The sequence below is a fragment of the Pseudorhodoplanes sinuspersici genome (assembly GCF_002119765.1).
Lineage (GTDB): Bacteria > Pseudomonadota > Alphaproteobacteria > Rhizobiales > Xanthobacteraceae > Pseudorhodoplanes > Pseudorhodoplanes sinuspersici.
Window position 1 is genome coordinate 2970874 of sequence record NZ_CP021112.1, and the last position, 21850, is coordinate 2992723.

The 21850-nt window shown below is 57.0% G+C and carries 14 protein-coding genes and 5 pseudogenes; 11 read left to right on the forward strand and 8 right to left on the reverse strand.

Annotation, left to right across the window (positions count from 1 at the left end):
• Positions 1 to 291: 291 nt before the first annotated feature.
• A complete protein-coding gene (locus CAK95_RS14350) occupies positions 292 to 1563 on the forward strand; it encodes a tyrosine-type recombinase/integrase (RefSeq protein WP_342588009.1) in 1272 nt (423 codons plus the stop codon).
• 369 nt (positions 1564 to 1932) lie between these two features.
• Positions 1933 to 3085, forward strand: a pseudogene (locus CAK95_RS14355) (IS3 family transposase).
• 721 nt (positions 3086 to 3806) lie between these two features.
• On the opposite strand, the gene CAK95_RS30010 reads toward CAK95_RS14355, so the two are convergent.
• On the reverse strand, positions 3807 to 3965 hold the full coding sequence (locus CAK95_RS30010; protein ID WP_245303768.1) for a hypothetical protein: 159 nt from the start codon (positions 3963 to 3965) through the stop codon (positions 3807 to 3809).
• Positions 3966 to 3974: 9 nt separating this feature from the next.
• On the opposite strand from CAK95_RS30010, the gene CAK95_RS30015 reads away from it, so the two are divergent.
• Positions 3975 to 4256 carry a GAF domain-containing protein gene (locus CAK95_RS30015; RefSeq protein WP_245303769.1) on the forward strand — a complete coding sequence of 94 codons (282 nt, stop codon included), beginning with the start codon at positions 3975 to 3977 and terminating at the stop codon, positions 4254 to 4256.
• Positions 4257 to 4315: 59 nt separating this feature from the next.
• Here the strand turns inward: CAK95_RS30015 and CAK95_RS14370 are convergent, their stop codons facing one another.
• Both CAK95_RS14370 and CAK95_RS14380 read right to left on the reverse strand, forming a co-directional pair.
• Complete coding sequence (locus CAK95_RS14370; RefSeq protein WP_086088528.1) at positions 4316 to 4549, reverse strand: hypothetical protein; 234 nt, start codon at positions 4547 to 4549, stop codon at positions 4316 to 4318.
• A gap of 467 nt (positions 4550 to 5016) precedes the next feature.
• Complete coding sequence (locus CAK95_RS14380) at positions 5017 to 5757, reverse strand: DUF1236 domain-containing protein (protein WP_086088530.1); 741 nt, start codon at positions 5755 to 5757, stop codon at positions 5017 to 5019.
• Between the two features lie 659 nt (positions 5758 to 6416).
• On the opposite strand from CAK95_RS14380, the gene CAK95_RS14385 reads away from it, so the two are divergent.
• Positions 6417 to 7091, forward strand: coding sequence for a Crp/Fnr family transcriptional regulator (locus CAK95_RS14385; RefSeq protein ID WP_086088531.1), 675 nt, complete (start codon positions 6417 to 6419; stop codon positions 7089 to 7091).
• A 9-nt stretch (positions 7092 to 7100) separates the two neighbouring features.
• Here the strand turns inward: CAK95_RS14385 and CAK95_RS14390 are convergent, their stop codons facing one another.
• On the reverse strand, positions 7101 to 8192 hold the full coding sequence (locus tag CAK95_RS14390) for a sensor histidine kinase (RefSeq protein ID WP_086088532.1): 1092 nt from the start codon (positions 8190 to 8192) through the stop codon (positions 7101 to 7103).
• Positions 8193 to 8712: 520 nt separating this feature from the next.
• Here CAK95_RS14390 and CAK95_RS14395 point away from each other — a divergent pair.
• A complete protein-coding gene (locus CAK95_RS14395) occupies positions 8713 to 9945 on the forward strand; it encodes an SAM-dependent methyltransferase (protein ID WP_086088533.1) in 1233 nt (410 codons plus the stop codon).
• 280 nt (positions 9946 to 10225) lie between these two features.
• Positions 10226 to 11367, forward strand: a pseudogene (locus tag CAK95_RS14400) (AI-2E family transporter).
• 577 nt (positions 11368 to 11944) lie between these two features.
• Here the strand turns inward: CAK95_RS14400 and CAK95_RS29230 are convergent.
• A complete protein-coding gene (locus CAK95_RS29230; RefSeq protein WP_157699627.1) occupies positions 11945 to 12094 on the reverse strand; it encodes a hypothetical protein in 150 nt (49 codons plus the stop codon).
• A gap of 817 nt (positions 12095 to 12911) precedes the next feature.
• Here CAK95_RS29230 and CAK95_RS14405 point away from each other — a divergent pair.
• On the forward strand, positions 12912 to 13169 hold the full coding sequence (locus CAK95_RS14405) for a GlsB/YeaQ/YmgE family stress response membrane protein (protein WP_086088534.1): 258 nt from the start codon (positions 12912 to 12914) through the stop codon (positions 13167 to 13169).
• Positions 13170 to 14997: 1828 nt separating this feature from the next.
• Here CAK95_RS14405 and CAK95_RS14415 read toward each other — a convergent pair.
• A pseudogene (locus tag CAK95_RS14415) lies at positions 14998 to 15195 on the reverse strand (integrase core domain-containing protein); the annotation flags it as partial.
• 41 nt (positions 15196 to 15236) lie between these two features.
• On the opposite strand from CAK95_RS14415, the pseudogene CAK95_RS14420 reads away from it, so the two are divergent.
• A pseudogene (locus tag CAK95_RS14420) lies at positions 15237 to 16251 on the forward strand (IS110 family RNA-guided transposase).
• A gap of 289 nt (positions 16252 to 16540) precedes the next feature.
• A pseudogene (locus tag CAK95_RS14425) lies at positions 16541 to 17385 on the forward strand (IS110 family RNA-guided transposase); the annotation flags it as partial.
• 256 nt (positions 17386 to 17641) lie between these two features.
• Here the strand turns inward: CAK95_RS14425 and CAK95_RS14430 are convergent.
• A protein-coding gene (locus tag CAK95_RS14430) for an IS3 family transposase (RefSeq protein WP_157699628.1) occupies positions 17642 to 18795 on the reverse strand; the annotation gives its coding sequence in 2 pieces (ribosomal slippage) (positions 17642 to 18546 and positions 18546 to 18795; 1155 coding nt in all).
• A 149-nt stretch (positions 18796 to 18944) separates the two neighbouring features.
• Between CAK95_RS14430 and CAK95_RS14435 the strand changes: the two genes are divergently transcribed.
• Positions 18945 to 20080, forward strand: a protein-coding gene (locus CAK95_RS14435) for an IS3 family transposase (RefSeq protein WP_120265451.1) whose coding sequence is annotated in 2 segments (ribosomal slippage) — positions 18945 to 19209 and positions 19209 to 20080 — 1137 coding nt in all. Because the reading frame shifts where the segments join, the coding sequence is not laid out codon by codon here.
• A gap of 327 nt (positions 20081 to 20407) precedes the next feature.
• The gene (locus CAK95_RS14440) at positions 20408 to 20839 is read left to right on the forward strand and encodes a hypothetical protein (RefSeq protein WP_157699629.1); all 432 of its coding nucleotides are present in this window, start codon (positions 20408 to 20410) and stop codon (positions 20837 to 20839) included.
• 23 nt (positions 20840 to 20862) lie between these two features.
• Here CAK95_RS14440 and CAK95_RS14445 read toward each other — a convergent pair whose 3' ends face one another.
• The gene (locus tag CAK95_RS14445; RefSeq protein WP_147413734.1) at positions 20863 to 21720 is read right to left on the reverse strand and encodes a hypothetical protein; all 858 of its coding nucleotides are present in this window, start codon (positions 21718 to 21720) and stop codon (positions 20863 to 20865) included.
• Positions 21721 to 21850 lie beyond the last annotated feature (130 nt).

The window sequence follows — 21850 nt, forward strand, 5'->3', positions numbered from 1 at the left end:
GATTTTGGTGCTGATGTTCCTAACGATACGGACCAATCACGGACCAAACAATAACCGGCACCGAACGTGAACAGAAGCAACCGAGAACGATGGAAAACGACGTTTTTTCCTGGGATTCCGGTCCGTCCTATGCACTCATAACGGTCTGGTTGCAGGTTCGAGTCCTGCCGGGCCCACCACAAGCCATTCCGCCCAAGTCCGCGAGCATCCACACAAGTCCGCCGTGAAGCGAAAAACATTGTGATTATTGGACAATATTGTCCGGGATAGCGCGTGTCTGGTTGCTGATCGTTGCTGGCATCCGAAATTTTTGTTGGTACATTCGTTGGCATCGAATCTGCTAATTTCCAAGATACCAACATGGCGTTGACCGATACAAATTGCCGTAACGCAAAGGCCCGATCTGCGCCTTACAAACTGTCAGATGGTGGGGGGCTTCATCTGCTCGTCGCGCCGAGCGGAGCGCGATACTGGCGTCTGGCTTACCGCTGGATGGGGAAGCAGCGCACACTGGCCCTTGGTGTTTATCCTGCCGTTTCTCTTGCGAGCGCCCGTGATGCTCGAGATGAAGCAAAACGCAATCTTGCGGCTGGCTCTGACCCATCTGCGGTGAAGCGAGCAAGCCGCCGAGCAGCGAAGCTGTCGGCCGATAACACGTTTGAGGCAGTGGCGAGAGACTGGCACGACGTTTGGAAGAGCGGACGCACCGAGTTCTATGCGACCCAGGTTATGCGACGGCTGCAAGCGGACGTGCTGCCAGAGATCGGCCAGCGGCCGATCTCCGAAATTGAACCGCCGGAGTTGCTGGATCTCCTCCGTAAAGTGGAAAAACGGGGCGTTCACGAAACGGCTCGTCGTCTCCACCAACTTATTGGTCAGATATTCCGCTTCGCAGTCATTACGGGGAAGGCGAAACGTAATCCTGCTGCGGATCTGAAGGGGGCGTTGCGAGCAACGGGCGAGCCCAAACGTCATAAAATGATGCCGCGGGCAGATCTACCTGTCTTTTTACGGTCTTTGGAGAACGATAGCGGTGAGCCGAGGACTCGCCTTGCGCTGAAGCTCGTGACGCTGACATTTCTCCGGACGACTGAATTGCGCGGCGGAAAATGGAGTGAGCTGGAGAACCTCGAAGACCCGTCTGCGTTATGGCGTATTCCCGCTGAGCGGATGAAAATGCGCAAGGAGCACTTGGTCCCGCTTTCTCGACAGGCAGTCGAAGTTATCCGGGAGCTCCGTCGCCTGTCAGGCATTAGCGACTTTATGTTCCCGTCACCGGGTAAGGAGGGCTACATGTCCAATAATACGATGCTCTACGCATTGTATCGGCTTGGCTATCATGGGAGGGCGACGACGCATGGTTTTAGATCGCTCGCCTCGACAATCTTAAACGAGCACAATTTCAATCGTGATTGGATTGAACGACAGCTCGCGCATGTCGAACGAAACGAAGTTCGTCGTGCGTACAATGCGGCGGAATGGTTGCAAGATCGCCGCGATATGATGCAGTGGTGGGCGGATTACCTCGACAGATTCGCTATGACCGAGACGAAAGCAGCTTAAATTTTTCTCGCTAAGGTATCTCGGGAAGATAGTGACAAAGCCACGGCTATAGTCCGTGACTCGTCTGCCTCATAACCTGAAGGTCGCTGGTTTAAATCCATCCCCGCAACCAACTTGAGATTTTGAAATAATTGTTAGTTTGAGAAAGAGCCGCCCATAAGGGCGGCTCTTTTGCTTTGCAGAGTCGCCACGCGCAGAACAAGCTCGCGAAAATTCAAACTACGAATCTGGGGAGCAGGAGTTCGAATCTCTTCGGGCGCGCCATTTGCGTACAAAACTGCGAACCCCAAGGCCTGATTTTGCCGAGTTTGAGCTGCTGCCGGTTTGATGGACACCAAGATAGGGTGTTTCATGAAGCCGGAGGTTGCCATGCAAAGACGGAAGTTTGGTCGCGAGTTCAAGCTTGAAGCGATAAAGCTGGTCAGGGAGCGCGGGGTCTCGGTCGCACAGGCAGCGCGTGACCTGGATGTCCATGAGAACGTGCTGCGCAAATGGGTGCGCGAGCTGGGCGCCGATCCTGCACAGGCCTTTCCCGGCCACGGACAGATGAAGCCAGAGCAGCAGGAGATCGCGCGCCTGCGCCGCGAAGTGGCCAAGCTCAAGGCCGAGAGGGATATCCTAAAAAAGGCCGCAGCCTTCTTCGCGAAGGAAGCGACATGAAGTTCGTCTTCATTGCGAAGCACCGGGGCATCTGGCCGGTGGCATGGCTGTGCAACGCATTGGGCGTCTCCCGGTCCGGCTTCCATGCTTGGCTGAACCGCTCGTTCAGTGCCCGAGCCCGTAGCGATGAAGTGATCGGCGGGCGGATCAAGGCAAGCTTCGTCAATAGCGATCGGACCTACGGAGCGCGACGCGTCTGGCGCGACTTGCTTGCCGACGGTATCGAATGCGGTCTGCACCGGGTCGAACGACTGATGCAGCAGCAGGCCTTGCGAGCCAGGCCACGACGACGGCGCTTGCCTAAGGATAACGGTGATCGCCAGATTGCAGTTGCTCCCTCGAACCTGCTGGACCGGCAGTTCGCAGCTAAGCGACCGAACCAGAAATGGGTTGCCGACTTTACCTATATCTGGACGGCCGAGGGATGGTTGTACGTCTCTGCCGTGATTGACCTGTTCTCACGGCGCGTCGTCGGCTGGTCAATGAGTGCCGGTATGACGGCTCAGTTGGTCGCGGATGCCCTGCTGATGGCGGTGTGGCGTCGTGGCAAACCGGACGCGCTCATGCATCACTCTGATCGCGGCAGCCAATATGCCAGTGACCAGTTCCAGCGCTTGATGGCCGACAGTGGCATCACCTGCAGCATGAGCCGATCCGGCAACGTCTGGGACAATGCCGCTATGGAAAGCTTCTTCTCATCGCTGAAAACCGAGCGCATCGCTCGAAGGAATACCGCACCCGGAACGAGGCCAAGGCAGATGTGTTCGATTACATCGAGCGGTTCTATAACACGACCAGGCGTCACTCGACGATCGGATACGTCAGCCCCGTTGAGTTCGAGCGGAAGCTGGGATTAGCTTAACTGGCTGTCCACTGAACCGGCAGCAGGCCACTTTAAAGATGTCGACCGCGGCAAATAAGCCAAGCCTATAGAGACCAAGACGGAGAAGAGCCCATGGTCGGGCTCTTCTTGGTTCGTAACCAGATAAAGTGCGGATTCGCTGCTGGATCGCGAGATTAGACCGTCACGAATGTACTGCGTTTGGATTCACGAAGGACATTGGGTTTGCTTCCGGGAACGGAGGCGGGTCTTTTGGCCGTGCTTTTCCGGCCGGTTGAGCGAGATGTTTCCCCGCGCCGCCAAATGCATTTTTATGTGCATTTTTATGCTTGTCGCCTCCGCATAAGTAGGGGCCTTTGGCCCGTGTTTGGGAAAGGCTTTCAAGGCCGCTGCTTTCCCAGCGGCTCTGCGACGACAATAGCTTCTGACATTGAGAATGAGACGAACCGCAGCACACGCGCGCCCACTCTGATAAAATTCGCGCTAGTCGGCGGATTCTTCTTTGTTATGCGGCTCGCCACGGTTTTTGGCAGACTTCTCCGCATCCCCGGGCTTTTTCCCGGCCATATTTCCGGGGTTGAAGTGGAACGTGCCTTCCGGATTCTCGTCAGGCTGCTTCTCATTTGGGTTTTTGTTGTTGTTGTGTGTCGAAGTGAGTATGGCACCCGACCGCGACGACCCCGGTGAAACCGGACTGCCAACTTCCAATCGCCATGGCAGCCCAGCAAGCCACCGTGCCTGACTACGACGCAGAGCGTGTCGACGCGCTGAAGGCGACCGGGTCCTGGAGGGCGACAAGCGCGACGCGCTGGATGCACTCGCCAAACGCGCGGCCGACGTGTTCAACCAGTGTTGCCGTGATCACCACGATCGACAAGACCGCGAATACTTCGTCGGACAAAGTGGAAAATTGCCGGATGCCATCACCGACGATACAGGCACGCTGCTGCCGATGGACCGCGAACACGCGATCTGCAACTACGTAGTAGCCAACGACGAGACGCTGGTGATTTCGGATATCGAGCGCGATCCGCGCTTTGTCGATAACGAGATGGTCGAGCAATGGAACATGCGTTTCTACGCCGGCGCGCCGCCGACGGTCTGGTATCTTCGGGTGTCCCCTTCCAGGCTGATTATCTTAATCAGCCTGGTCAAGAAAGCCCGGTCAGGTCACTGTCGCATCGGTGATTAACTTTGGAACGGTCAACCTTGTTGGTCGGTCTTTTCAACATCCGATCACGGCACAGATGATTATGCAGTTCGAGAACCTGCGAGCAACGCCTTAGCGGTGGCTTCATCAACTGGCTTGGTAAGCCGTAAAGCAAGCGGCCACGCTGCCACCATGGCAGCTGCTGCGGCAACAAAGAAGACAAGCATGCCGACATGGGCGTTAATCTGGTCAGTCAGCAATCCGATGCTTACAGCGATCGCAAGCCCTGTTATGGCAATAGTCGCGTATGCGACTATTAGAATGACGCCTTCCATTGTCGTTCTCCCTAAATGTAGAAAGCCCCGCCGGAGGCGGGGCCTAAAGTTTGCTTCTGGTTCTGAGCGGATGCTTTTCCACCCTGCTCTTGCTTTTGGGCGCCTGATTCTGCCGCTCAGACTTTTTCTGACTATCGCCCTGTTGATTGAGTTTTTGATCTTGATTGGTCATGGAACTTCTTCATTCGAGGTATTGTTTGAAGTTATGATCCTAATGTGGAGATCTTTTGGTGGATTACTAGTCACGAGAGCGAAAGCTCATGTATGGTCGATCTGTAGTGAGTACTGGTGGTTGGATTTCTTGGGTCGTCGCTAACTTGTCCATCTGCTGAGGATGGATGCCGCTCTTAGTGACGGAAATGCCGCTATCAGGGCGATGTGCCAATATAATTTAGAATCCTGCGATGGTGATCAATAAGAAGAGGCAGCCGGTGGGTCGCCTCTTTTTTATTTCCTCGGAACTGACTTCAGGCGTCGAGCACTGCCACGATTTCATACGTGCGCGGATTGACGACGATGATCTGATCGCCAACGAGAATGTAGTCATAGCCACGCCAGTGAGGATAGATCTGGACGAGCTCCACTGGTACCGGATGGAAATTAACAGTGCGGGGCACCCGACCGCCAACCGAGATGGAGAAGTTGACGTTCGTCATCGGCTGCACGTTCTGTTGCTTGATGACGGTGCGGATCGTGGTGCGCTGTTCAGTCGAGAGAGTTGCAGCCGTGCCAGCCGCGCCCTGACCCGTGGTCGCTGCTTTGGTATCGTCAGCCTTCTCAGAACTTTTGGCGTCGGCTTTCGTATCCGCCTTTGTCTTGGTATCGGCTTTCATGTCCGAACTCGTCTTGCCTGGGGACTTCGTTTCCGAGCTCGTGCCTCTTGACTTCTTATCATCCTGCGCTGGAGCTTGACCGGTGGTGGCCTTAGATTTGCTGTCCGGAGCCTGGTCTGTGGTGGATTTGGTCGCCGGAGCAGGCGCCTGCGCGCCTTTGTCCTTCTTGATATCAGCCTTCGGCTCGCTGGCCTTCTGGTCAGGCCTAGTGTCAGGCGAAGCCTGCGTTTCCCTCAAAGCTGGGCCCATTTTTTCTGCCGGTGCGTTTTGCTGTGCAGCGGGCGCAGGCGGCGCTTGTGCGGAAACGACACCAACGCCAGCGATCAATGCGGCGGCGGCAACAGATGTTAGCAACATCTTCCTTGTATTCGTCATAGAAGTTTTCCAGTTATCGTGTGTCGATCCAATAGTGATCGTGGCAACAACTCCCAGTGGCAGTGTAGAGTTCCAGGAAAGGTCGTTAGGCCCGAGGAGAATTAGTGGTCAATATTATACAGACGCGAATGTATTGAAGCGTCGGCAGTTGGCCAGACTGCGGAAATCGGGAGTCAATGCTCACGAAGTAGACTCCACGCAGATACGCCGCCATTTTGAGTCGGCCGTGACATTCGAAGTGCGAAACCAGCCTCGCGGGGCGACGGCATGAACTGTGATGATCTCCCAGCTTAATAATCAATTGACAGCAGCACCTTGTTGAGGTGGATGACGCGGGCGATCTGTCGCGCCTAATCAGTGCTGTTCTGACCAAGCATTTTGAAAGAATTGGCTCCTCCGCTCGTCGTAGTTTGGACCCGCGCAGCGCTCGCAAAGTCCGTTGCAACCAGCAACAATAGCCTTAGTCCACGACAGCCCGGATTAGTTTCCCACAACGGTTAAGGCTGCAGCTGAATTTCCTTCTCAGTCTCGACCAGTGGAGAGGCGGAATGCCCTTGGGTCAGCTAAATTGCCGCGGCGAGCGCACTTTCACGCCATGAGCGGTGCTGTTAAATGGTTTTGGGCTGGTTAGATGAAGGTCCGGCAAGGCGAAGGTTGCTATGAAACGTAATAAGAAGGGGCATCCGTTCGATCCAAAAACGTTCCTCTCGAAAGTGAACGGGGGACGAACCGTATCCAATTGCCAGAAAAATCAAGTTGTTTATCGGCAAGGTGATCCTGCGGATTCGGTCTTTTACATTCAGACGGGCAAAGCCAAAGTCACGGTTGTGTCAGAGCAAGGCAAAGAAGCTGTGGTCGCAGTTTTGGGACCAGGCGATTTCTTCGGTGAAGGATGCCTAGGCGGACAAACTTTGCGTTTGGCGACGGTGGCCGCTCTGACGGAATGTGCGATCACGCGAATACCAAAGGCAGAGATTGTCAGCGTGATTCACGAACAGCCGGCTTTTGCCGAATTGTTTATCTCGCATCTTCTTGCGCGCAACAGTCGCGTTGAGGAAGATCTGGTCGATCAATTGTTCAACTCAAGCGAGAAACGTCTGGCGCGGACTCTCCTGCTTCTTGCGAATTTTGGGAAGGAAGGTGAGCCCGAGCCGATCCTCGCGAAAATCAGCCAGGAGACACTGGCGGAGATTATCGGCACGACGCGATCCCGCGTCAGCTTCTTCATGAATAAATTTCGGCGAATGGGTCTAATCACCTACAACGGTCACATCGAGGTCCACAGGTCCTTGCTGAACCTTGTGCTGCATGAGAAGCCGGAAATCAGAGATTGAGCGAAACGGCTAGTATCGGGCTGGTGCGCAAATTGCCGCCTTGACTGCCTTGGTCGAGAACGTGGCGTGAGTGATCGACACGATCGTACCCCTGGCGCCGGCCGAGGTTTCCACCTTTGCATCGAGCTGCTGCGACAGCGCCTTGATGATGCCGGTGCCGAGCCCGGATTTGCCTGGTGCGAAGCCGCGCTCCGGTTTGCCAATCCCGTTGTCAGCGACGGACAGTTTCCAATCCGTTCCGTCCATGTCATACGCGACGGTGATCTGACCTTCGACCTTTTCGTCGGGGAATGCATGCTTCAGAGCATTCATGACGAGCTCGGTCACGATCAAGCCGAGACTCTCGGCCTGACGGGACGTCGCGCTGCCACCTCCGCCAATCACCTTGAGCGAGATGGGCCGGCTGTCGCCAATCATTGAGGCGGCAAGGGTCTCGCACAACCTTGAGAGATAAGGCGCAATTGCGATCGACCCACCGGTGCCGGAGGCATGGAGCTGCTTCTGCACGGCGGCAATCGACATGACCCGCTTGTGTGCGTCCTGCAGATGGAGACGCGTCTCTTCCGACTGAACCGCCCGCGCCTTCAGCAGAATGATGCTGGCGATAATTTGCAGGCTGTTGGCAATCCGGTGCTCCAGTTCCTCGAGCAGCACGTCCTTCTGCTGCAACAACTCGTCCTTCTCGCGTTCCAGAAGGCGCCGCGCGGTGACATCCTCCATGCCGAGCAGGATGGTCGTACCAGCACCGCCCTCGTAGAACACCTGGCGCGCGTTCAGGCACATCGTACGGTGTCCGATGTTCGGGAATTCATGCTCGACCTCATAGTCCTCCATCACACCGCGCTCGGGGATGATTTTCTCCAGCAGCACCCGAAGCTTTGGAATGTCCCATTGTCCATCGCCCAGAGTGTAAAGAAGCTTGCCCTGGGTGTCCTTGGAGCTCACCTCGAAAGTCGAATAGAAGGAGCGGCTGGCGGCGATCACGCGCAGCTGGTTGTCGAGCACAAGCACCGGCTCGCGGACAGTGTCGACAATGCCCTGCGCGAGCGCCCACGCATCTGCAATGACAGCAAACTGTTCTTTGAGGCCGATTGGTTGCACGAAGCCTCCGCAATGTCTGCGCTCGGAAAGGATTCCGGCCAGTACAGTCGCGCCGAGATCTCCGCGATCCTGATTTTAGGGGACGAGCGGAGAGTGCCCAGCCGCCGAAGCGTAGGCATCATATCGGTTGCGAGTCTGTATAATATTGACCACCCATTTTAGCCGGCGTCTGCCGGCCCTTGTGGGCGCCTGCTGGGCGGCGCGTTCTCGCCAGAAATTTTTGCTCGGTTTGATGAAGATGCCGGCTCTAGTCGGAGCTACCAGGCATTGAACGAGTCCATCACGAAAATTTGTGTCGAGGTAAATTGTAACGGTTCAACAGGCCGGACATCCTATAGTGGGGCAACGCGACCAGGATGGCAGCGTGATGTCAGATTCGATTGGGCAGTGAGACCCTGCAGCCATATAAATGACGCGGATGCACCATCTTGTTTTGAAAAGTCCGCGAACTAGACTCGGTTTACGCAGGTTTGCGCTAAACGTTATGTCTTATTTTTGAACAAGGCCGGAGGGCTGCCGCATGCTGTTTCCAGCGGTCCTCAAGTCAATCGTCCGGACCGGCAGCCTGCGCCTGATCGACGGGGCGGGCCGGATTAACGAATATGGCAACGGCACGCCGCCCTATTGTACGGTCCGCCTCAGCGCTCGCCATCTCGACTATACGCTGGCTCTGAACCCTGAGTTGTCGATTGGCGAAGCCTATATGGATGGCCTGCTGACCGTCGAGGAGGGAACGCTTTTCGATCTTCTCGAAATCGCTGCCAGGAACTATAGCAACTTCGAGCAGGTAGCCTGGTTTTCACTGTTGTCGCGCACAACGCGGCGGCTCAAGCAGCACAATCCGATCGGTCGGGCGCGGCACAACGTCGCCCATCACTATGATCTGTCGGATCAGCTCTACGACCTCTTTCTCGACAAGGACCGCCAGTATTCCTGCGCCTACTTCACGAGCAAGGACGACAACCTCGATACGGCGCAGGAAAACAAGAAGCGCCATATCGCAGCCAAGCTGCTGCTCGAACGGCCACGACTCAAGATACTTGACCTCGGCTCAGGCTGGGGCGGACTCGGCCTTTATCTGGCTGAGGAGACGGGTGCTGACGTTACCGGCGTCACCTTGAGCGTCAAGCAGCACCAGGTAGCCGAGGCGCGCGCAGCAGCGGCCGGTCTTGCCGACCGGCTGCGCTTCCATCTGCGTGATTATCGCGAGGAGTCGGGCCAATATGACCGGGTGGTATCGGTCGGCATGTTCGAGCATGTAGGCAAGAAGAACTATGACGAGTTCTTTGCCAAGCTTGGTGAGTTGCTCGCCACCGACGGCGTCGCGTTGCTGCATTCGATTGGATATGCGGACGCGCCGGCACCCATCAATCCGTTCATTCGCAAGTATATCTTTCCTGGAGCGGATCTCCCATCGCTCTCTGAGGTCTTTGCAGCCGCGGACCGATCCGGCTTGATTGTCACCGACGTGGAAATCCTCCGACTGCATTACGCTGAAACACTCCGCCATTGGCGCGAGCGCTTCATCGCGAATTGGCCGCGCGTTGCAGCGCTCTACGACGAACGATTCTGTCGCATGTGGGAGTTCTATCTGGTTCTGTGCGAGATTGGATTTCGCTTCCGCTCCATGATGGTTTTTCAGATGCAGCTTGCCAAACGGGCCGACACCATCCCGCTAACTCGCGACTATATGGTAAACTGGGAACGGGCGAACGCTCCGACGGCGCATCGTCGCATTCGCACGGTGGAATGAGGCAATGCCGGGCGTGCTTGCGGCCCGAAACCGCCACCAGCCGCGTGTTGCGGAGAGTGCCTAATCCGCAACGACACCAACACGGATAAGTAATTGATCAACGGCGCGACGGTCTGCTTAGCCACGCCCCGCGGTTGGCGAACAGCGCGCAGATCCAGGAGCTAAATGCTGCTGTTGAATTACCAGAGGATGTGACGCTTACCCAAAGCGAAATGTGGCGAAAGCGGGTAGAGTTCACTTCGTATAGAAGGGGTGCTCACCGCCAGAATGGAGACGGGCCATGGTTTCTGTCTCAACACCGCCGCAACGCTCCGCGTTATCGCCGGGCGAGGAAGCTCGTCCGTCGGAACCGAATGAAGTGTTGACGGAGGCTGCCGACGAGGTCGAGATGCCACTGCCATCCAATCTGCAGACGTTCTTTCTCGGCGGTATTTTCGCATTGAGCGCTTTGGCGGCGATCTACATAGCAAGCTCGATTATCCTCCCCATCGTATTGGCCTTCGTATTGAAGCTCCTTCTGCAACCCGTCGTGCGTGCTTACCTCGGGTCATCGGAGCGCTTTTGCCGATCCTGCTGGTCATTGGAGTGCTTGTCGGTCTTGTGGCGGTCCTGTCAGGTCCCGCCGCAACCTGGGCCGAGAGGTTGCCGCTAGGCATACCACGCCTCGAAACTCACTTGGTTGTTCTAAAGGGGCCAATCGAAGCGTTGCAAAAGGTCATCCAACAGGCTGAGCGCGTTGCCGACGCGCCCGGAGACAAGGCATCCACCATTACACTTCGCCGTGACCTCGGCCTGACAGGCGCACTGTTTGCGGGAACACGAGCCGTCCTCGACGGGCTGTTTACGACCGTCCTGTTGCTCTACTTTTTGATAGTGTCGGGCGATACGTTCCTTCGGCGGATCGTCGAAATCCTACCGAAATTCAGAGACAAGCGACAAGCCGTCGATATATCTCAGCAGATCGAAGGCAACATATCCGCTTATTTGGTGACGATCACGGCGATGAATGCTGCCGTGGGACTCGCAACCGCTGCCGCAATGTATCTTTGCGGGCTTGGAGACCCCTTATTGTGGGGGACCACAGCCTTTCTGCTCAACTACATTCCAATTCTGGGGCCGCTGTTTGGGACCGGCATCTTCCTCCTCGCTGGAATGCTGAGCTTCGACAGCCTATGGTGGGCTTTGCTGCCACCGATTCTCTATTTCGGCATCCACCTCGTCGAGGGTGAAGCAATAACACCCATGTTGCTTGCGCGGCGCTTCACATTGAACCCCGTGCTTGTCATCTTGTCGCTTGTGTCCTGGTTCTGGATGTGGGGGGTGCCTGGCGCGATCTTGGCCGTCCCGATGCTGGCCATCCTAAAGATCGTGTGTGATCGGCTGCGCCCGCTGAAAGCTCTGGGGCACTTCCTCGAAGGGTAATAACGGTATTGTCCCGTCACAGATCCTCCGCGTTCAGGTAGAGGAGATCGAAAGCCGAAAGACCATCCGGGTGGAGTGGGGAGCCAAGCTCGCGACGGAGCGCCTGAAAATCCGGACGCCCCTTGGCGCCGAACACGGCGACTTCTCCGTCTATGACCGCGCTCTCCACGCGAAGCTTGGCTGCGCCGCTCGCGACCGGCGCGAACTGCTCTGTTCAATCATCCTCGCGTGAAGAAACGGTGACGCGACCGTCGTGCACATGAACCCGGCCCGGGCAGTCGCCATCTTGAACTCATAGAGCCAGTCATCGCCGCCGGTGCCAGCGCCGCGAGTCTCCCGCTTTCGCAGGCGGGAGCACACATGCTCTCTCAGCCACCGCCGCCTACAGGAATTACGGCTACGCTTGAGTCGTGCTCAATCCGCTACCGCGCAAAGCGGTCGTTCGATTGGCTCAGTGAGTTGAGAATCCGAAGCCCAACCGGAAAGCCCGAGTTGAATAGTTCGCCTCGTGACGCTCTTGCTGTGCTAATTAATAGAAAGAGGCGGCCGATAGGCCGCCTCTTTTGTACAACGGGCCTCAGGCGTCGAGCGCTGCTACGATTTCATGCGTGCGCGGATTGACGACGATGATCTGGTCGCCGACGAGAATTTGGTCATAGCCGCGCCAGTGAGCATAGATCTGCACAATCTTCACTGGTGCCGGATGGATATTAACGGTGCGCAGCACTCGGGGGACGGCTGATCTTAAGGAACCCGATCGTCTCCTCTTCGCACTGCGTCAACGAGCACAAAAGGTTCGCACCCGACACCTACGGAGTGTTCATTGCTAAATGTGACCGTGCACTTCCCGGTATCGTTACGGTGCGGCATCACGGTCCAGATTTGATCCACGTTCACGAAAAATCTCTTCGATCCGTCAAGCGAAGGCACATCAAGCAAATAGACCATTCAAGCCTCCCATGAAAGTCAGGGAGGATAGCATTACTGATCGTTACCAGCGGCATCAGTTCACGGCGATGTAACGGACGTCAGTGTCCAAGATCCGCAGCTGCGCCGGCAGGTGAGGCGTCACCGCAGCCCACAGCGCAGGATCTCAAGTGGATAAAAATGATGCGGCGCAGCCAGAAGTTTAGCGACTACAAACGCCACGGAACGCATTAGGTACAGCGGGTTTCGAATTTAAAAATGACGGTTTCATTGATGTATTCCTCCCGGTCGGGCTATTGGTGTGCGCTGTGTGCGACGGTTCTCTGGGGCTGTTCAGTCATGCCGGCGCTTCGCTAACATGGGATCGAAGGGGGCGCTGTTGGGGTGATCTGGAAATGAATCTTGTAGTTGCGCAACTTCACCGAGAGCGGTTCGCCGCCATGAAAAAAGATCGTTGCCTCGCGGTTTGAATTCGCCTTGTTGCGAATAGAAAGTCCGTCTGATCAATCGAGCCGATCGGCCTGTCCGTTGGCACTTTGTCAGAGGTTTAGTCACATCACGGTTGAACCATTTCGCTTCCCGAGTGTTAGCTGGAATCACCTGACGCCGGAGTGCAAATGGAAGACGCACAAGTCGGCTGGATCGCGGCTATTATTATTGGGTTTATCGTCGGCTGCCTGGCCGAGCAGTTCATGCAAAGCCAGATGGGTATGCTAAAGAACATTTGTTTGGGCGTTGTCGGGGCCGCGATCGCAAGCTTTCTGCTTGGGGTGTTTGGCTTCACCTTCGGCGGCTGGCCCGGCTACCTCGTCGCTGGCTTCATTGGAGCCTGCATTCTGATTTGGTTGGCGCATGCGCTACGACGCGCAGCTTAATTTCTCAAGGATATCGACGCCGACGAAGGTACTCCCCCGTGCAAACCGGACGCGTCCGTTGATGACCACATAAAGCGACCGGTCAGAAGTAGAAACACGATAGGATAAATGGCGGCGAGACCAAGAGCTTGAGCAGTCTTTCCAGGCTAGCGATCCCCGATGATCACGCGCAGTGAACGGGGCGGCAATCAGAAGAGCCCCTACAGGACTAATGATGCGCGCTATGTGTCCTAGATAGGCGCACGATGCCCCGAAGCGGTCTTAGACGCGACCGCGCTCCCGCCCGACAGAGAGCAAATAGTGGCGGCGGAATGCGCGCTATCAAATTCCAGCTTTCCATTTAGCGGCAGGGTGTGATGGCGATATATTTCATTTGATTTCGACGGCAGAGAACTTCTGGATATACACGAAGCAATATTGTCTTTCGATGTTACAAAATCTGCCTCAAATCACAGACGGACCTGATGAGGGAAGTATCGGGTAGCGCGCCGGTTCGCTCATAAACCTTGCCATTAGGACACCAGACGCGCGCTCGGGTGGCACTGATCATACAGACTCCTAATGCTGCCTCCATCGCCTTGACCGGTTCCTGGCATCCGAGCCGCAATTTCACGCGTTTGCTTTTTTCCAGAAACTGAGCGGAGGCAGACGTACCGAGGAAAATGAATGCGGAAAGAATCAACAATCGTAGCGGTTGCGTCGCTTTGGATCGACCGGTCATTACATCACCTTCTTTGCTAGCGCAAATTTCAGAGAAAACTCCACGCCGAGAGGCGATGTGTCAATGTACCGCTACAGCCCGAATGATTGCCGAACAATCATCACCGCGATGACAAACACAGCCAAGCCAATCGGAACGACGATAGGCGGTACAAACCATTTAGACATTTCTGAACTCCTGAAAGAACCTCTGAACTCCTGAAAGAACCGCTTGCCGAAAACGAGGCGGTCGCAGGCCGCCTTACACCGGCAAAACGCGAGTTAAAGCTGGCGATCCTGTGCGTGGTATCGACATCACGCTGCGCGTGCGCTCTTTCGATGCTGTGTCTTTCCACTGTTGTCTAGATTGAGAGATGGGGATTGACTCGATCCTTTATCAGGCCGTGTCCATATCTTTTTATCTCTGCAGACTAGCCATCTGCGTGGTAACCGGCCGCGCTGCGAGTTAATAGTAACCCTTTTCAAACGGTGCGATCGAGATGCCTGATTGAAGTTGCGATCTGATGGCGATGAATGCGCGCTGGCAACTGCCAGATGGGTTGTCTTGGAGGTGGGCGGTCCCATCACCGGGAGTATCGCGCTGGATGATCGGCCCAAACGGCACTCCGCGGCATACTACCGTTTTCTTGAGAGCCTCATTGAGCAGCTCTGAAATCTCGCCTTCGCTTCGGCGTGTCCGCGGGGCATGATGCATCACTTGGCCCTTCCATGTTTGGTGGAGGCAAGTATTGCAAAACATGCGCGGGTCTGAAGAACACGTTTTGAACTCTTGGGATCCTCGATTTCAACCGACGAACAGGCCTTTTTGATGGTCAACTGATCATTGGAATTGCGAACGCTGGCATTGCTTTTGCGACCACAAACTGCGATTGGCTTGCGCCAATCCTCATGTGCCGATCGACAACTCAATGCATGCAACAGTAAACTTAGTCGTGAGAGCGACCTTTTCAGAATGAGGGGCAACACGTGACTAAGTTTGTGCACTCCCGGCCTTGCTTCAGCTGCGCTGGATCGTTTTACCGATGCTGGCCGTGACCAGCCCCCAGTTGGTGGTCCGATCTGAATGTTAGTTTATAGATTTCATTTTGACCATCTGATGTGGGGCTGACTAGGCGAAGACCTCCGGTGCCGGCGGTCGATATCCGAGCGATGAGTGCGGACGCACCGTGTTGTAGTGGCGTCGCCAGTTCTCGATCACAGTCTGGGCCTGCTTCAGCGTGTAAAAGATCTCCCCGTTGAGCAGCTCATCGCGCAGCTTTCCGTTGATGGGGTGGACGGCCCCTGCACCCGGCATCGGCGTGCCATGGTGGCCGTGGTGTAGGTCCGCTCAGGCAGGAGCCGCCCAAAATGCAGATTAGCGTCATTGGTTTCGATATCGCCAAGCAAGTTTTCCAGATCCACGCTGCGGACGCTGAAGGGCGCATGGTTGCCCAGGCGCGGCTGCGGCGCGGCCAAGTGCTCGACCATTTCCGGGATTTGCCTCCATCCCTCGTAAGCATAGAGGCGTGCGCAACTGCCACCACTGGGCGCGGGAGCTGATCGCGATGGGCCATAACGTCAAATTGATGCCGTCCGCCTACATGAAGCCATACGTCAAGCGCAACAAGACCGACGCGGCCGACGCCCAGGCGATCGCCGAAGCGGTCACGCGACCAACGATGCGCTTCGTCGCGGTCAAGTCTGCTGATCAGCAGGCCATGCTCATGCTTCACCGTGTGCGCGAGCTGCTCGTCCGTCAGCGCACGATGTTGGCGACCGCGCTGCGCGCGCATCTGGCCGAGTTCGGAATCGTAGCGCCTCAGGGCATCCACCGTGTGGAAAAGCTCGCGGCCGAGGTCCACGACCCGGCGGTGCCGCAGCTGGCGCGCGAGGTGCTGATGCTGCTCGTCGACGAGCTCGCGAGCGTGCGGCAGCGCATCGAGACGCTTGAGAAGCGATTGGTGGCGCTTCACCGCGCCGACGCCTCAGTCGGCATCTCGCCTCAATCCCCGGCGTCGGCCCCATCACCGCGATGGAGATCGTCAGCACCGTGCCTGATCCCGCAATGTTCCGCTCTGGCCGCGAGTTTGCCGCATGGCTCGGCCTCACGCCCAGAAACCGCTCGAGTGGAGGTAAGGACAAGCTCGGGCGAATTTCCAAGCGCGGCGACCGGTACATCCGTCATTTGCTCTATGTCGGCGGCAACGCCATCCGCTTCGCTAAGGCACGTGCCGCGGCGGGCGAAGCGTGGATCCAAGGCTTGCAGGAGCGCCGTCCGCCGAAGGTTGTCATCATCGCGCTCGCCAACAAGATGGCGCGGATCGCTTGGGCCTTGATGATGCGCGGCGAGACCTTCCGCTCTCCGGCGCATACGGCAGCATAGCCGCCGATCGCAGGAGACTCGGTTGGAGGGCGAAAGTGAGGTGATGGCACGACCGGGCTGGACCGGGGATCGACAAAAGCCCGCAGAGCTTTGGGCGCCACGAGCGCGTCCCGTTGATGAGGCGTCGATCCGCGAACTCCATCAGGGCCAGCGGTCATGAGATGGGCCGCAAAAACAGCCGCATACATGAACGCACCTGACCCGAACGTTGCCGAAGCTTCATCTTGCGCCTTGCAAAGCAGGGTCCGTCCATACATGAAGCTCTGTGAGTCCGATCGGCGACGAGCAATGGATTTATGCTGGCCTCGTCGAGGTCGGTCTTGCAGCGATCTGTTTCGAGACCCGGCACATGCATGCTGCTCTCTCGGCACGAATCAACAAGACCGACCGGAACGATGCCCGTGGCATCGCCCAGATGATGCGCGTCGGTTTATTTAAGGCGGTGCATGTCAAAACCCCTGCCAGTCAGCATCGACGACTGCTGTTGACCTCGCGCAAGCTGTTGCAGCGGAAGATCTATGACATCGAGAACGACCTGCGCGGTTCACTGCGCAATTTCGACTTTAAAGGGGGCGTCGTTGGCTCGGTCAAATTCGAGGATCGCATTTGTGAGCTCGTCAAGGGCAATCCGCTCGTTGCTGCGATCGTCGGCCCGCTTTTGGAGGCTCGAGCGGCTCTTCGAACTCAGTTTGCAAAGCTCCATCGCATGCTGCTGGATTTGGTGCGGGTCGATCTGGTCTGTCGCCGGTTGATGTCCGCGCCCGGGGTCGGGCCGATCGTCGCGCTTACATTCCGGACCTGCGTTGATAATCCCGCACGATTCTCAAGATCCAAATGTGTGGGTGCACATTACGGACTTACACCACGCCTTTATCAATCCGGCGAGGTCTCCAGGACGGGTCGTATCTCGCGATGTGGAGACGTGATGCCTCGATCGAGTCTTTATGAAGCTGCGCCTTGTCGTTCTGACCGGACCTGGCCGCTGGAATCCGCTTAAAGTCTGGGGCATCGCGGTTGCACGTCGACGCGGCATGCAAAAAGCCATGGTCGCCGTCGCGCGCAAAGTCGCCACCATCCTTCATCGGATGTGGCGGGGATAACGCCGACTTCCGCTGGACCGCAAGCGCAACATAAACAGGGGACAACCAATCGACCTGTTCAACTTCCTCCCCGCTGGAGGAGGCGTCCCGCGAGGACGATGGGACCGGGTGAGACCGAGGAAACTCGTGCGGCGTACTTCGACCGCGCGGCTTAGATGGCTCCGCCCGATCCTTCTGATCCCATCATGAGGCGGCAACAACCCGACCTCGGTGAGAAGCAAGAGCCTCGCAGGATGATCTCAGACATCGGGGATGTACAATGGCCTGCTGCCGGTTCAGTGGACAGCCAGTTAAGCTAATCCCAGCTTCCGCTCGAACTCAACGGGGCTGACGTATCCGATCGTCGAGTGACGCCTGGTCGTGTTATAGAACCGCTCGATGTAATCGAACACATCTGCCTTGGCCTCGTTCCGGGTGCGGTAGTTCCTTCGAGCGATGCGCTCGGTTTTCAGCGATGAGAAGAAGCTTTCCATAGCGGCATTGTCCCAGACGTTGCCGGATCGGCTCATGCTGCAGGTGATGCCACTGTCGGCCATCAAGCGCTGGAACTGGTCACTGGCATATTGGCTGCCGCGATCAGAGTGATGCATGAGCGCGTCCGGTTTGCCACGACGCCACACCGCCATCAGCAGGGCATCCGCGACCAACTGAGCCGTCATACCGGCACTCATTGACCAGCCGACGACGCGCCGTGAGAACAGGTCAATCACGGCAGAGACGTACAACCATCCCTCGGCCGTCCAGATATAGGTAAAGTCGGCAACCCATTTCTGGTTCGGTCGCTCAGCTGCGAACTGCCGGTCCAGCAGGTTCGAGGGAGCAACTGCAATCTGGCGATCACCGTTATCCTTAGGCAAGCGCCGTCGTCGTGGCCTGGCTCGCAAGGCCTGCTGCTGCATCAGTCGTTCGACCCGGTGCAGACCGCATTCGATACCGTCGGCAAGCAAGTCGCGCCAGACGCGTCGCGCTCCGTAGGTCCGATCGCTATTGACGAAGCTTGCCTTGATCCGCCCGCCGATCACTTCATCGCTACGGGCTCGGGCACTGAACGAGCGGTTCAGCCAAGCATGGAAGCCGGACCGGGAGACGCCCAATGCGTTGCACAGCCATGCCACCGGCCAGATGCCCCGGTGCTTCGCAATGAAGACGAACTTCATGTCGCTTCCTTCGCGAAGAAGGCTGCGGCCTTTTTTAGGATATCCCTCTCGGCCTTGAGCTTGGCCACTTCGCGGCGCAGGCGCGCGATCTCCTGCTGCTCTGGCTTCATCTGTCCGTGGCCGGGAAAGGCCTGTGCAGGATCGGCGCCCAGCTCGCGCACCCATTTGCGCAGCACGTTCTCATGGACATCCAGGTCACGCGCTGCCTGTGCGACCGAGACCCCGCGCTCCCTGACCAGCTTTATCGCTTCAAGCTTGAACTCGCGACCAAACTTCCGTCTTTGCATGGCAACCTCCGGCTTCATGAAACACCCTATCTTGGTGTCCATCAAACCGGCAGCAGCTCACAAAAAGGAGCTTGCATCATGCGCTGACCTGACCGGGTTTTCTTGAACCAGGCTGATTGAGATAATCGGCATGGAAAGGATACCCGAAGATGCCAAGGAAACGACATAGCGCGGAGCAGATCGTTGCCAAGCTTCGCCAGATCGATGTGTTGGTTGCGCAGGGGCGGACAATTGCCCAAGCTTGCAAGGAAGCCGAGATAGCGGAGCAGAGTTTTTATCGGTGGCGCAATGAGTATGGCGGGCTTGAGATGGAGCAGGCCAAGCGCTTCAAGGAGCTGGAGCGAGAGAACGCTCGGCTCAAGCGGCTGGTCGCCGATCTGTCGCTGGAGAAGCAGATCCTGAAGGATGTCGCTGAGGGAAACTTTTAGCGCCTGACCGGCGCCGGCAGGCAGTCGAAGCGATCCGACGCAAGTATCAGCTCTCGGAACGTCATGCCTGCCGGATTGTCAGCCAGCCGCGGGGAACGCAGCGTTATATTCCCACGATTCGTGCCGACGAGGATGCGCTCACCCGAGCCATTGTCACCCTTGCCTCCGAATATGGCCGTTACGGCTATCGTCGGATCACGGCGCTGCTGAAGATTAGCGGCTGGCAGGTGGGGAAAGGCCGGGTGCAACGGATCTGGCGCCGGGAGGGCCTCAAAGTCCCTAAAAAGCAGCGTCCGAGGGGGCGCTTATGGCTCAACGATGGATCGTGCGTCCGGTTGCGACCGGAACGTCCACGGCATGTGTGGAGCTATGATTTTGTATCAGCGCAAACCCATGATGGTCGATCGCTGCGTCTGCTGACGTTGATTGATGAATACACCCGCGAGTGCCTTGCTATCCGGGTGGCTCGACGGATCACGAGCATCGGCGTCATCGAGACCTTCGCCGATGTGATGCTGAGGAAGGGTATCCCCACTCACATTCGTTCCGACAACGGCCCCGAGATGACCGCCAAGGTTGTCAGGGATTGGCTCGCTCAGCTCGGGTTAAACACTCTGTTCATCGCACCTGGCAGCCCTTGGGAAAACGGCTATTGCGAAAGCTTCAATGGCAGGCTCCGCGACGAACTGCTCAACGGCGGAATCTTCTACAGCCTGAAGGAGGCCAGGATCGTCATTGAACAATGGCGCCGCCATTACAATCACAAACGCCCACACTCATCGCTTGGATATCGACCTCCTGCACCTGCGGCCTACAGCGACATGAAGCCACTCGAAATGGAGATCGCGTTGCAATAAGCTCTCACCGCGCCTGGATTAGAATCTCGGTCAGGTCAAGGCACCGATTAGCTGTTAGCGATTAAAACGGGGCAAGAAAGTATGGAATTGAAAAAAGAATAGCGACTATGAATCCCACTGAAAGCGTCAGATAAACCGAATTACGATACTGGGACCCTGTGTAGTGGATTGACTGCGGTTGTCGTGCTTGTGGCGTTCCTCGTCGTGACGGCGCATGTGAACGCGTCGGCTCCCGCCTATGCCGGTTCTTCGGAACGATTTGCCATTCTGCCGCAATAAGCGGCGGCCCCGGCGTCTTGTCCAATAACTGCGCACTTCGATTTTACCGTGAAACGCTTCTGCGGTTCCGTGGTTATCAATCGGATAACCCCCACATGGAACTCTGTGATGCTTCACTGGCGACTAGTCTGCGCGGCCGTTATCTTTTCAATGATTCTGGGGCTGCCCGTTCATGCCCAGACGACGGCTGTCTCCCCAACAGGGCCGGGACTTGGCCTGACCCAGGATCATAAACGGACGATTTATCGTGAAATCGGCAGCCAGCAGCCGCAGCGGGTGCCCGACGGGACTGCCATGGAAATCGGCAAGGAAATTCCCGATTCCATCATGCTCAATGAAATGCCGATTTCGGTGAAGGATCAGATCGGCCTGTTGCGCGACTTCAAATCCGCCAAGCTGCCGGACGAAAAAATCCTCATCGTGGATCCCGCCAAACGGCAGGTGGTCGACATCGTCACCAAGGACGAGGGAACACGATAGCGCCCGCCCTTGCGGCGCGTTGGCTACCAGGATCGCTTGAAGCCGGCTGTCAGGCTGTGGTCATGGACGCCGGTTGTCGTTTCGCTCACGGTCCCGCGCACGGAAATACCGCCGAACAGGTTCTGTTCGGCGCCAAACGAGTTGAGCCAGCGGTCATCGTTCGATGACAGCTTCGAGCCGGCAATGAAGCTGGTGCCCGTCGGTGTCCAGCTCAGCTTGGCCGAACGATCCGCCTCAACCATATGCGCGGGCGCGGATCCGAGAGAGGATGAAGCCAGCGTCTGGCTCACCCCCAAGCCACTCTGCAGTGTCAGCGACATCTGTTCGTTGAGTGGCATCGACTTGCTGACGGATGTCCCCAGTCTGCCCTGATCGGCTATCGGGTCGAGGCGGGCATTGACTGATGCCTGATCCCACCACGGACCAAAGGATGGCAGCGCGGTACTGGCCCAAGCCGCTCCGCTCGAGGCTTGTTGCTGTGCGCCGGGTAAGGTGATCGCCGATGATGACGGCGAGATCACCATGTCAACACCGACTTTGGTGTCGAGAGCTGTCGGCAACGACCGTTTCACCGTCACGTTGGCCGAGCCATTTCTGTTTTCCGTCCGGTCCCAGACCGGAGCATTCGTATTGCCGTTGCGGCGTATATCGCGGGCTTTCATCGAACGCGTAAGGTCGTACGCGTCGATGTTGACGCGGTTCCAGTCGATGGCCGGCAATTCCTCGCCCGTTGACTCATAGGTGTCGGGCGAGCCGATCACCTCGGATTCGGCAGGTGCCGGCGCGATGATGGAAACGTTCTGCGCAAGTGCTGTGTTGCTAACGGCAGTGGCAAACGCCAGCAGACATCCCAAAGCCGAATGCCTCAATGCCAATGTCATCGTGCAGCCGTCCATTTTTTGATTTCGGGTGTCGGGGTGCCAGCCGGAAACGGCATTTGTTGGGCCAAGCCCTTATCACGACATGATGACAACCGAAATCGCCGGACACGACGCAAAATGCGGCATCGTG

Excerpts from the sequence above, each read along its gene's own strand:
- CAK95_RS14445 (WP_147413734.1), bottom strand. The coding sequence starts at position 21,720 with ATGACATTGGCATTGAGGCATTCGGCTTTGGGATGTCTGCTGGCGTTT.
- CAK95_RS14370 (WP_086088528.1), bottom strand. The coding sequence starts at position 4,549 with ATGGAAGGCGTCATTCTAATAGTCGCATACGCGACTATTGCCATAACA.
- CAK95_RS14395 (WP_086088533.1), top strand. The coding sequence starts at position 8,713 with ATGCTGTTTCCAGCGGTCCTCAAGTCAATCGTCCGGACCGGCAGCCTG.
- CAK95_RS14405 (WP_086088534.1), top strand. The coding sequence starts at position 12,912 with ATGGAAGACGCACAAGTCGGCTGGATCGCGGCTATTATTATTGGGTTT.
- CAK95_RS14380 (WP_086088530.1), bottom strand. The coding sequence starts at position 5,757 with ATGACGAATACAAGGAAGATGTTGCTAACATCTGTTGCCGCCGCCGCA.
- CAK95_RS14385 (WP_086088531.1), top strand. The coding sequence starts at position 6,417 with ATGAAACGTAATAAGAAGGGGCATCCGTTCGATCCAAAAACGTTCCTC.